This window comes from Kitasatospora sp. NPDC002543 (assembly GCF_053594915.1).
Window position 1 is genome coordinate 14,121 of the sequence record NZ_JBSFWR010000024.1, and the last position, 10,703, is coordinate 24,823.

Annotated in this window: 8 protein-coding genes and 1 pseudogene; 4 read left to right on the forward strand and 5 right to left on the reverse strand. The window is 72.3% G+C overall.

Annotated elements, in window-relative coordinates; translation table 11 throughout:
- Positions 1-21: 21 nt before the first annotated feature.
- The gene (locus tag ACWD4P_RS13510; RefSeq protein ID WP_449779698.1) at positions 22-150 is read right to left on the reverse strand and encodes a DUF6408 family protein; all 129 of its coding nucleotides are present in this window, start codon (positions 148-150) and stop codon (positions 22-24) included.
- Between the two features lie 404 nt (positions 151-554).
- Between ACWD4P_RS13510 and ACWD4P_RS13515 the strand changes: the two are divergent.
- A pseudogene (locus ACWD4P_RS13515) lies at positions 555-785 on the forward strand (phosphorothioated DNA-binding restriction endonuclease); the annotation flags it as partial.
- 186 nt (positions 786-971) lie between these two features.
- Here the strand turns inward: ACWD4P_RS13515 and ACWD4P_RS13520 are convergent.
- Positions 972-3,176, reverse strand: a complete 2,205-nt coding sequence (locus tag ACWD4P_RS13520; protein WP_449779699.1) for an MMPL family transporter — start codon at positions 3,174-3,176, stop codon at positions 972-974.
- A 570-nt stretch (positions 3,177-3,746) separates the two neighbouring features.
- Between ACWD4P_RS13520 and ACWD4P_RS13525 the strand changes: the two genes are divergently transcribed.
- On the forward strand, positions 3,747-4,976 hold the full coding sequence (locus ACWD4P_RS13525; RefSeq protein ID WP_449779700.1) for a sensor histidine kinase: 1,230 nt from the start codon (positions 3,747-3,749) through the stop codon (positions 4,974-4,976).
- Positions 4,973-5,674 (forward strand): response regulator, encoded by a 702-nt coding sequence (locus tag ACWD4P_RS13530; RefSeq protein ID WP_449779701.1) that lies wholly within the window; start codon positions 4,973-4,975, stop codon positions 5,672-5,674. Before ACWD4P_RS13525 ends, ACWD4P_RS13530 begins: the two co-directional genes overlap by 4 nt.
- Positions 5,675-5,904: 230 nt before the next feature.
- Here the strand turns inward: ACWD4P_RS13530 and ACWD4P_RS13535 are convergent, their stop codons facing one another.
- From ACWD4P_RS13535 to ACWD4P_RS13545, 3 genes are all read right to left on the reverse strand, one after another.
- Entirely contained in the window at positions 5,905-7,089 is a 1,185-nt protein-coding gene (locus ACWD4P_RS13535) for a serine hydrolase domain-containing protein (protein ID WP_449779702.1), read from the reverse strand.
- 116 nt (positions 7,090-7,205) lie between these two features.
- Positions 7,206-8,309 (reverse strand): serine hydrolase domain-containing protein, encoded by a 1,104-nt coding sequence (locus ACWD4P_RS13540; RefSeq protein ID WP_449779722.1) that lies wholly within the window; start codon positions 8,307-8,309, stop codon positions 7,206-7,208.
- Positions 8,310-8,865: 556 nt separating this feature from the next.
- Positions 8,866-9,087 carry an MbtH family protein gene (locus tag ACWD4P_RS13545; protein WP_359816903.1) on the reverse strand — a complete coding sequence of 74 codons (222 nt, stop codon included), beginning with the start codon at positions 9,085-9,087 and terminating at the stop codon, positions 8,866-8,868.
- Between the two features lie 689 nt (positions 9,088-9,776).
- Between ACWD4P_RS13545 and ACWD4P_RS13550 the strand changes: the two genes are divergently transcribed.
- Complete coding sequence (locus ACWD4P_RS13550) at positions 9,777-10,598, forward strand: ArsR/SmtB family transcription factor (protein ID WP_359816905.1); 822 nt, start codon at positions 9,777-9,779, stop codon at positions 10,596-10,598.
- Positions 10,599-10,703 lie beyond the last annotated feature (105 nt).

A 10,703-nucleotide genomic window follows, 5' to 3' on the forward strand; every position in this document is an offset into this window, starting at 1 on the left:
CGGGCCCGCCACTGACCTGCGTCAGAAGAGCAGGTGCGCCATCGAGGTCAGCGCCGCCACCAGTATGTTGGAGGCGACTCCGACGACGATGTCGGTGAGGATCTTGCGGATCCATCCACGACGCGCAGGCTTGTACTCGATCGAGGTCATGCGGCCATCCCCAGGTAGTGATATCGGAAATGGCAGGGGGCACCCTACCGGGTAACCACGCTCACGTCAGATGTTGACCACCTGACGGGCACAACCATTCGTCAATCTCCGCCTGTTGAGGGCGCACGGAACCTAGGCCTCGTACCCTCCGGGAAGGTGCGCAGCGCAGTGATTCTACCGCCTGGGCAGATCGGTGGCGGGGGTCGGGGAGCGGAGCTTCTCCCGGGTCGCGCGAAGCCATGGCTTGATCCGGCTCTGGGGACGCCATCGGCCCCAGAGCCCGTCCCACTCGAAGGCACCGTCACAGCACGCTTCCAGTAGATCGAACGCCCCCGATTCGTGCTGTGGCCGACCTCGGGGGCTGACGGTCCGCTGGTCGGCACGGTGGGTCAAGGCGCGTAGGGGGATCGCTCGCGCCCGAGTTGCGTGCGGCGCTGAGGAAGGAGCCGGCGCTCCTGGGGCGTCTGGTGCGGGTGCTTGTGGACTTCCACTTCCCGTCGTCGCTGCAGACCGACCTGTGCGAGGCGGTTGGTCTCGACCTGGATCCGGTCGAGACCGAGGGGGTGGCGGGGAGCCCGGGTCGGCCGGCCGGTTGGTCGTCGGTCCGCAGGCGGGGGTTCCGTCGGTCGCGGGACGGCACCGGCGGTGGCATGCCGAGCAGGTCTTCCGGGGTGAGCCCCGGGAACCCCTGACCGCGGCGCGTGCCGGCTGACGGAGGCTGCCCGGGCGCCGCATGCGGAAGTGCCTTCCGGGCCGGGACGGTGTGGCTCGTCCGTACCGGCGGGAAGGCACTTTCCGCGTGGGTGCTACCCGGTCGCGTTCTACGGGTGGTGGCTCGGTCGGGCCCAGGTGTGGTCCGTGCCGTGGTCCTCCTGCGGCGCGTACGGCTGGGGGTAGGGGTAGGGGGAGGGGTAGCCGTCCTGGTGGGGCGGCGTGGGCCACTGGGGCGCGGGCGGTGTGTCCGTGTGCTGCTGGGGGGTGGGCCGGGGGGTGGTGCGTCCGGGGCGCAGGGGCCACCACAGGCTGCGGCCGAGGACCGCGGCCAGGGCGGGCACCAGCACGATGGACAGCAGGAACGCGGAGAGCAGGATGCCGAGTGCGGTGGCGAAGCCGATCTGCTGGGTGGAGGGTTGCGGGGTGACCGCGAGGCTGGCGAAGGAGCCGGCCAGGACGAGGCCCGCCGTCGCGATGGCCGGGGCGGTGTGCCGCAGGGCGCGAGCGACCGCTGCCCGGGGCGGTCCGGGGTGTTCCATCTCCTCCCGGATCCGGTCGCTGATCAGGATGTTGTAGTCGGTGCCGAGCGCGACCACGAACAGGAACAGGACCAGGGGCAGCATGAAGTTGACGCCCGGCTTGTCCATCGCGTGCTGGAACGTCAGGGCGGCCGCGCCGAGGGTGGCCGCGAAGCCGAGGCCGACGGAGAGCATCAGGACGACCGGCGCCAGCAGGCTGCGCAGCAGCAGGAGGAGGATCACCGCGATCAGTGCCGCCGCGACCGGGAAGACCAGCCGGAGGTCGCGCCCGGCGGCGGTGGAGACGTCGGCGAAGATGGCCGGGGTGCCGCCGACGTGCGCGTTCAGTTCGGCGGGCGTGTTCTGGGCGACGGCGGCGCGGATCGGGCCGGAGACCAGGTCGCGGGCCTTCTGGGACTGCGAGTCCTCGGTGAGGAAGAGGTCGATCCGCGCGGCCTGTCGGCTGTCGTTCAGGACCGGCGCGGCCACCTGGCCGACGCCGGCGACCCGGGTGAGGTGCTGGGTCAGGCCGTCGAGTGCGCCCGGGGAGAGGGGGGCGGCGTTCTTGGTCTCGACGTAGACGCTGGTCGGGTCCGCCACACCGGCGGGCAGCGCGCGGGCGATTTCGAGGGCGGTGGTCTGGGACGCGGTGCGCGGGCCGCCGCCGCCGACGCCGTAGTCCATCTTGATCCCGGCCAGCCCGCCGGCCAGGGCGCCCAGGAGGGCGAGCGAGGCGACGACCATGGTCAGCGGCCGGCGGGTCACCAGGTCGGCGAACCGGGCCGCGGCGCCGGCGCGGGGTTCGGCGTCGAGGGAGCGGGAGGGCCAGAAGAGCTTGCGTCCGCAGGCGGCGAGCAGGGCGGGCATCAGGGTGAGGCTGGCCAGCAGCATGACCAGGACCGAGATCGCGACGGCCGGGCCGAGTATCCGGAACTGACCGAAGCCGGCGACGCCGAGGGTGGCGAAGGCGGCGACGATGGTCAGCGCGGCCGAGGTGATCGCGGTGCCGACCTTCTGGCTGACCTCGGCGGCGGTGGCGCGGTGGTGGCGGTCGGGCCGGGCCCGCAACTGCTCGCGGAAGCGGAACATCAGGAACAGGAAGTAGTCGACGCCGATGCCGAGGAGCACCACGCTGATGAGGCTCGGGACGGAGGCGTCGAGCTTGATGCCGGTGAGCAGCGCGGCGCCCACGACCGCGCCGGCGGCCACGCCGCCGATGAGGGTCACCGCGATCAGCGGCAGCAGGGCGGCCAGGACGCTGCGGAACACGAGGACGTGGAGCAGCACGATCAGCGCGAAGGAGCCGACGGAGGCGATGATCTTGAGGGTCTTCCCGTCGTCGGCGGCGTCGATCTGGTCGGGGAGCATGCCGGTGAATCCGGTGCGCAGGCCCTGGGCGGCGAACTCCGCCCTGGCGTTGTCCCGGAACGCCCGGAAGGTGTTCTCCAGGCCCGGGTCGGCGGGGTTGCCGGTGAGGTTGACGGAGAGCAGCTGGAAGGTTCCGTCGGGTGCCGCCATGGCCGGACCGACCTCGGGGACCTGCGAGTAGTCCCGCTGGAGGGGAGCCGCGTCCTTGGTCTTGGGCATGGTGACCTTGAGGCGGCTCAGCCGCTTCGCCCCGGCGTCGATCTGCTCGCGGTCCGCGGGGGTCAGGGCCCGGCCGTCGGTCCGCGCGACCAGGACGGTCACCGGGTTGGCGTCGGGCTTCGTCCCGAAGCGGTCGTGGGCGATCTGCATGGCGGCGGCCGAGTCGTAGCTCTTCGGCAGGAAGTCGGCCGTCTGCGTTGCGGTCACCCGGTAGATCAAGGTTTGGCTCAGGACGGTCAGGAGCATTCCCAGGACCGCCCATACGGCGATCACCTTCCACGGATTCCTGGTGGAGAATCCGGTCAGGGCGCGGATCACGATGTCCTCCGGCTTCGGTGCTTCAGCCGGGGAGTTCCGGCACGTCTCCAGACCATCACGGCGTACCGGGCGTTCTCGTCCGAGCGGGGGAGGAGAAGGCGGTCGGGACCGGGGCCCGGTACGCGGCCCCGACCAGGACCAGGGGCCTGGTCGGGGATCGGTCCGGGGTACGGGCCCGGGTCCGGGCGCCGCTGCGAGAATGGGCCGCGAAGGCTTTCCCCCGGGGGGCCTCGGACCGTCGCGGGACCGGCACCCGGCACCCGGCACCCGGGATCCGGCTCACCTCACGGCTCAGGGCTCAGCGCTCAGGGCTCAGTGCTCACGGCACACGGCTCAGCGCACACGGCTCAGGGCACAGGGAACGCCGCACAGGGAACGCGGCTCACGCAGGACGGACGACGGTCACGGTGAACGGGCGGAGGCCGGCGCCGACCGGCCACAGAAAGGACCAGCACCAGCATGTCGACGCACCACGAGCCCCCGCCGCCGGCGCCGAGAACCGACGGCCTGCCCTGGACGGCCGGTGACGCGCTGCTGGCCGTCGGCGCGGCCGTCCTGGACCTCCTCGGCTACACGGTCGGCGGTCCGGACGGAAGCCGGCCGGTCGCCCTGACCGCGCTGGTCCTGCTCGTACTGGCGGCCATGCCGCTGCTCACCAGGCGCCGCTACCCGCTGGCGTCACTGGCGGTCGTGCTGGTGCTCGGTCTGGCACTGAACCTGAGCGGGCCGGTGCCGCACCACTTCAACTGCACGCTGTGCGTCGCGCTGTTCGCGGTGGCCCGCTCCCGCGGCCTCGCGGTGGCGGCGCCGGCCGGCCTGGCGGCGGTCGCCGTGCCCCTGGTGGGCCCGGGGCACCCGCTGCCCCCTCCGGTGGGGGACGTGGCGGCCAACGTGCTCGCCGCGGCGCTGGTCATCCTCGCCGCCGAGGTGCTGAAGCGCTGGCAGCAGGAGGTGGAGGTCAGGCGCAGGCTGCTGGCCGACCGCGCGGTGGCGCAGGAACGGCGCCGCATCGCACGGGAGCTGCACGACATCGTGGCCCACCACATCACCACCATGCAGCTGATGGCCGGCGGTGCCCGGGCGAACCTCGGGCGTGACACCGAGGTGGTGCGCGACGCTCTGGTCACGCTGGAGGGCTCCGGGCGGATGGCGCTGCGCGAGATGCGCCAGCTGCTCGACGTGCTCCGGGCCGGCGACGCGCTGGAGGAGGCGGACGGTGTTCCGGCCGCGCCGCAGCCAGGTGTCGGGCACCTCGAAGGGCTCGTCGAGGAGTCCCGCAGGGCCGGTCTGCCCACGGAGTTCGCCGTCCGGGGGGAGGAGCGTCCGCTGCCGCCGAGCACCGGCCTGGCGGTGTTCCGGATCGTCCAGGAGTCCCTCACCAACACCCGCAAGCACGCCGGCCCGGCCCAGGCACGGGTCCTGCTGACGTACCACCCGGACCGGGTCACCGTCGAGGTGTCCGACAACGGCGCCGCCGTGCCGGCCGACGCCCTGGTGGGAGCCCTGGCGGGGGCGGGTGGTGCGGCCGCACCGGGGGCGGGCCGCTCCGGGTACGGTCTGATCGGCATGCGTGAACGCGTCGCGCTGCAGGGCGGCAGCTTGGTGGCCGGCGGGGTCGACGGAGGTGGCTTCCGGGTGGTGGCCAGCCTGCCGGTGGCGCCGGCCGGCGGAGAGGAACGACTCGGATGACGGGAACCCCGGAGCGGATCAGGGTGCTGATCGCGGACGACCAGCCGCTGGTGCGGCGGGGCCTGGCCCTGATCCTGGGGCCGGACCCGGCGTTCGAGGTGGTGGCCGAGGCGGACGACGGGCAGCGAGCGGTCGACCTCGCGCACCTGCACCGGCCGCACGTTGTGGTGATGGACATCCGGATGCCGGTTCTCGACGGCGTCCAGGCGACCGAGCGGATCGCGCGGGAGCTGCCCGAGTGCCGGGTCCTGGCGCTGAGCACCTTCGACATGGACGAGTACGTGGTGGCCGCGCTGCGGGCCGGCGCCTCCGGGTTCCTGCCCAAGGACGTCTCGCCGGAGGAGCTCTCGGCGGCCGTGCGCACCGTGCACACCGGGGAGGCGGCGGTGGCGCCGCGCCTGCTCACCCGGCTGATCTCCACCTACGTCACCACGCCCCGCCTGCCGCGGACGCCGTCGCCGGTGCCGGTGTCCCACTTCGGTGAGCTGACGCCGCGTGAGGTCGAGGTGTGGCACCTGCTGGCCACCGGGCTCGACAACGCCGAGATCGCGTCGGCGATGGGCATCAGCGTCTCCACGGTCAAGAACTACATCACCAGCATCTTCGCCAAGCTGAATGTCCGCGACCGCGCCCAGGCGGTGATCGCGGCCTACGAGTCGGGCCTGGTGGAGGCCCGGGGCGCGAACCCGGCGGGCTGAAGCGGGCCGGACGGGGTTCGGGCCGGACGGGGTTCGGACCTGACCGGACCGGGTCGGGTCGGGTCGGGTCGGACCGGGTCGGGTCGGCGCTCGGCCGGCAGGTCGCGCAGAGGGCGGGGGGAGAGCGGGCAAAGGCCCCGGCGGTCACGGAGTCGTCCGACGTTCCGTGACTGCCGGGGCATGGCCGTGCGCCCCACCCGAGGGGTGGGTCAGGCGACCCGAGGGGCGGGTCAGTGGCAGAGGGCCGCGTCCAGGGCGTCCGCCATGTGCTGCGCGGCGACCTCGCCCGGGACGGTGGTGACCGTGATGGCGGCGGCGCGGCCGTCGTCGGTGACCCCGTTGCGGGAGCGGTAGCTCGCGGTGGTCCCGCCGTGGCCCCAGAGGACGCCGCCGCAGGAGAGCGGCTTGCTCTGCAGGCCCAGCCCGTAGCGGACCCCCGGGCCCAGGAGCTCGGCGGGGACGGTGGTGCGCATCTCGGCGAGCTGGGCCGCGGGCAGGAGCCGGCCGCCGAGGAGCGCGGTGTAGAACGAGATGAGGTCGGTGTTGGTGGAGACGATCGCCCCCGTCGCCCAGGCCGCCGAGGAGTCCGCCTCGGTGTAGTCGACCAGAGCCGCGTCCGGCGAGCTGCGGTAGTAGCCGTGCGGGTGGGCCTCGTGGATGCTCATGTCCCCGGGCGTGGGGAAGTAGGTGTGGCGCAGGCCGATGCGGTCGATGACGCGCTTGGTGATCTCCTCGCCGACGGGCCGGCCGGTGACCTTCTGGACGAGGAGTCCGGCGACGATGTAGTTGGTGTTGCTGTACTCGAACTTGGCGCCCGCGGGGAAGCGGGCCTTCAGGGCGAGGGCGCCGTCGAGGAGGTCGCGGGGCTCGAAGTAGCGGTACTGGATCGTGGCGAAGTCCGAGACCGACGGGTCCTCCATGTAGTCGGGCAGGCCGCTGGTGTGCTGGAGCAGCTGGCGGACGGTGATGGCGCGTCCGTCGATGCCGTCGCCGCGCAGCAGGCCGGGGAGGTAGGTGTCGACGGGGGAGTCCAGGCTCACCTTTCCTTCGGCGACGAGCTGGAGGACGACGACGGCGGTGAAGGTCTTGGTGTTGCTTCCGGCGCGGATCTGTCCGTCCATGGGGACCTTGGCTCCGGTGGCGAGGTCGCCGACGCCGGCGGTGTAGGTGCGGGTGCGGGCGTCGCGGCCCTTGACGGAGGCCAGCGCGGCGGGCATGCCGTCGTCCTTCACCAGCGCGTTCAGGCTCGCCTGGACGGTGTCCGGCCTGCCGCCGGCGACCGCCGCGGTGGGTGTCACCGCCGAGGCCGCCACGACGCCGACGGCCAGGGAGGCCACGGCCGCCGCCAACCCGCGCCGGCCGCGCCCGTCGTGGCGGCGCCGGTCGGCGCGGTCGTGCTGTACGTGCTCGTTCACGGAGGAACTCCTGTGCTGCGAAGGGGAATCGGTGGGGAGGGCGGGTTCTGCGCGCAGGTGCGCGCAGAACCCGCTGCTCGTTCCGGCGCGGATGCTCAGGCCGGATCGGGGGAGGGTCAGCGGCACAGGGCGGAGTCCACGGTGGCCCCCACGTGCTTCTTGACCGTCTCGCCCGGGATCATGGTCACTGTGAGGCTGATGGCGCGGCCGTCGTCGGTGGCGCCCCCCGCGCTCTCGTAGCCCGGAATGGTCCCGCCGTGGCCCCAGTACACACCGCCGCAGGACAGTGGCATGCTCATCAGGCCCAGTCCGTAGCCGATGCCCGGAGCCATTCCCTCGGCGGGGACGGTGGTGCGCATCTCGGCGAGTTGCGCCGCGGGCAGGAGCCGGCCGCCGAGGAGCGCGCCGAAGAACGCGTTGAGATCGCTGTTGGTGGAGATGGCGGCGCCCGCCGCCCAGCCCCAGGACGGGTCCAGTTCGGTGTACTCGCGGAACGAGCCGTCGGCCTCCTGGTGGTAGCCCTTGGGGTGGGCCTCGCGGATGCTCATGTCGCCAGGGGTGGGGAAGTAGGTGTGGCGCAGGCCGATGCGGTCGACGATGCGCCGGTTGATCTCCTCGCCGAGCGGCCGCCCGGTGACCTTCTGGATGATCAGGCCCGCCATCAGGTAGTTGGTGTTGCTGTACTCCCAGCGCGCGCCCGGGGCGAAGTGGGCCTTCTGGGCGAGGGCCAGGTCGAGCAGCTCACGCGGCTCGTAGTACCGCGTCGGCCCGGAGAGGATCATGTCCTTGTTCACGTACTCGGGCAGGCCGCTGGTGTGCTGGAGCAGCTGGCGGACGGTGATGGCGCGGCCGTCGATGCCGTCGCCGCGCAGCAGGCCGGGGAGGTAGGTGTCGACGGGGGAGTCCAGGCCGACCTTTCCTTCGGCGACGAGCTGGAGGACGACGACGGCGGTGAAGGGCTTGGTGTTGCTGCCGATCCGTATCTGCCCGTCCATGGGGACCTTGGTCCGGGTGGTGAGGTCGCCGACGCCGGCGGTGTAGGTGCGGGTGCGGCCGTCGCGGCCCTTGACGGAGGCCAGCGCGGCGGGCACGCCGTCGTCCTTCACCAGCGTGTTCAGGCCGGCCTGGACGGTGTCCGGCTTTCCGCCCGCGAACGCCGCGGTCGGCGCCAGCGCCCCGGCCGTCACGACCCCGGCGGCGATGGCGGTCACGACCGCCATCGCCCGGTGCCGGCCGCTCCGGCGGGAGAGCGGGAAGCGGCTGTGCTGTGCGTGCTCGTTCACGAATGGACCCCTCCGATGAATGGCGCGGGTGATTCCCGGCCTTCATCAAGAGGACCATTCGGGGGCGGGGGAGTTCGTCCGCACGCGGAACGAGACCGCGCCCGGGAGCAGACTCCGGGAGGCGCCCCGGGCCGGGACCGTGGTCCTGGTCATCGGTGCCGACGCCGGAGGCCGTCGGGTACGTCGAGGTGCGCGGGGCCTGCGGTGGAAGGCGCGGTCGTGCCCGGCTCTCCCCGCCGTTGCCGGACTGGCCGTGGTGGAGCGGTTCCTGACGGCCTGTCGGAAGATCGGGGCCGGCCCTCCGGGGCTGATGCGTCGGCGTGAGCCACCGGCGGGCCCGGAGCGGAGGAAGGGGCTTCCGGCCGGTGGCCTGTCGGCCCTGGGTGGCTGTGCCGCGATGGCGGCGGGTCCGGGGCGGTTCAGCGATCGGGGTCGAAGTCGAGGCCGAGGTCGAGGCCGAACAGGGCGGCCGGGGCCGGGAGTCGGCCCGGCGTCAGGACTCGGTCCGGGGGTCGATCGCCCCGGCCAGGCTGCGGGGGCGCAGGTCGGTCCAGTGCTGCTCGACGTAGTCGAGACAGGACTGGCGGTCGTCCTCGGGGTGGGCGGTTCGCCAGCCCGCGGGAGCCGGCAGGGCGGCGGGCCACAGCGAGTGCCGGCCCTCGTCGTCGACCAGCACCAGGAAGCGGCCGTCGGGGTCCTCGAAGGGGTTCGACACGGTGGAGGTGTTCCTTTCGTTCCGGGGTGCGGCGGGTCCGGGCATGCCGCTGCCAACGCTCGGAGAGGAGGACCTCTGCCAGCCTGCCTCCGCACCGCTGCGGGCCGCCACGTTTTTTAGGTGGGGTGAAACAACACAGGTCAGGGGCGGTCGATAGAGCCGGGGCGCGGACGGCTCCGGGTGTCCAGGGGCAGTTTTCTGCACCCCAAGACGGCAGCCCACCCCCCTGCCCCGTCCGTCGGGCCGGGCTAGGGTTCGCTGAGCGAAAACCCGGAACCCGGCAATCCCTTTGTGGCCGAATCTGTTCATGCTTCTCCACCTGTCCGCCATGGTCAACTGGCGTGCACAGTGGGGTTGTTGACCTACCGTGAGAGGCCGTGGAAGCATGCACAGATCAACTTGTGGACGAATCACGTCACCTGGTAGGAACGTTCACATTGTGAAGATTCCCAGTGGATCGTCGATGGTCGCCGGTTCAGTCGGCCGACTCGACCCGTTCAACCCCTCCGCCGTCCGGCAGAGGGGTTGCTTCGCGGTGGAGTGGTGGCTGCAGAAAGGTTAACTCACAGCAGATCGGAAGAAGCGCAGAGCTGTCGTTTGCCATATACGGGGGTGGGAGAGTGACACGCCTTATACTGTCGTCTGCGAGTCTCGCGAAGACGCGAATCCTGGATGAGCCGGAAGAGCTCGTGGAGACGCTTCTCGCACTGGAATTGTTGGGTTCCGGAAGAGGTAGCCAGGAATTCGCGCCATGGCGGGCGCACGCCCTGGCCTCACCTGGTCTCCGGGCCCTTTTCAAGCTGACACCGACCCTGCGCCCGCTCCCGGACATCCATGACATCGTCAGACGCGCGATCGGCCGGGAAAGCGCTCCCGAGGGGCAGTCGGGTGAATCCGGCGCCCGGATCCTCCGGGAGGTCAGGGAGTTCTACCGGCACGCGATCGCGCCCTACTGGCAGCGCATCGGCGGCCGGCTCGCCATCGACCGCGCGGCCCGCGGCCAGGTCATGCTCAGCGGCGGCATGGAGAAGGTGCTCAGCACCCTGCACCCCGCCGTGCACTGGGACTCACCCGTCCTCGAAGTCCCCGGCACGGACGGAGAGCTGAGGATCGGTGACGACGGGCTGCTGCTGGCGCCCTCGCTCTTCCTGCACTCGCGGGCGCCCGTCCTCCTGAACGCCTCGTCGGGGGCCGGCACGCCGGTGCTGGTCTACCCGATCCCGGTGAAGCAGAAGTGGATGGCCGCCATGTGGGCGGACGACCCGGCCCAGGACAACGCGCTCGGCGCCCTGCTGGGCCGCACCCGGGCCGCCGTCCTGCGGGCCCTCGCCGACAGCTGCAGCACCACCGAGCTCGGCAACCGGGTGGGCATCTCCGTGGCGGCGGCCAGCCAGCACGCGTCCATCCTGCGGGGTGCCGGGCTGGTGACGACCCTGAGGTCCTTCAACACGGTGACGCACACGCTCACCCCGCTGGGCAACGCCCTCCTGCGCGAGCAGCTCATCGCCTGAGCGGGGGCGGCGGCGGACGGGACGCGATCGGCGTCCCGTCCGCCGGCGTGCGCACTCACGGGAAACCGCGGCACGCCGCGGAGGCCGACGGCCGGGGGAGAGCCG

What these genes read in the sequence shown, in the direction of transcription:
- ACWD4P_RS13510 (WP_449779698.1), bottom strand. Translation starts at nt 150, where the DNA reads ATGACCTCGATCGAGTACAAGCCTGCGCGTCGTGGATGGATCCGCAAG.
- ACWD4P_RS13525 (WP_449779700.1), top strand. Translation starts at nt 3,747, where the DNA reads ATGTCGACGCACCACGAGCCCCCGCCGCCGGCGCCGAGAACCGACGGC.
- ACWD4P_RS13530 (WP_449779701.1), top strand. Translation starts at nt 4,973, where the DNA reads ATGACGGGAACCCCGGAGCGGATCAGGGTGCTGATCGCGGACGACCAG.
- ACWD4P_RS13540 (WP_449779722.1), bottom strand. Translation starts at nt 8,309, where the DNA reads ATGGCGGTCGTGACCGCCATCGCCGCCGGGGTCGTGACGGCCGGGGCG.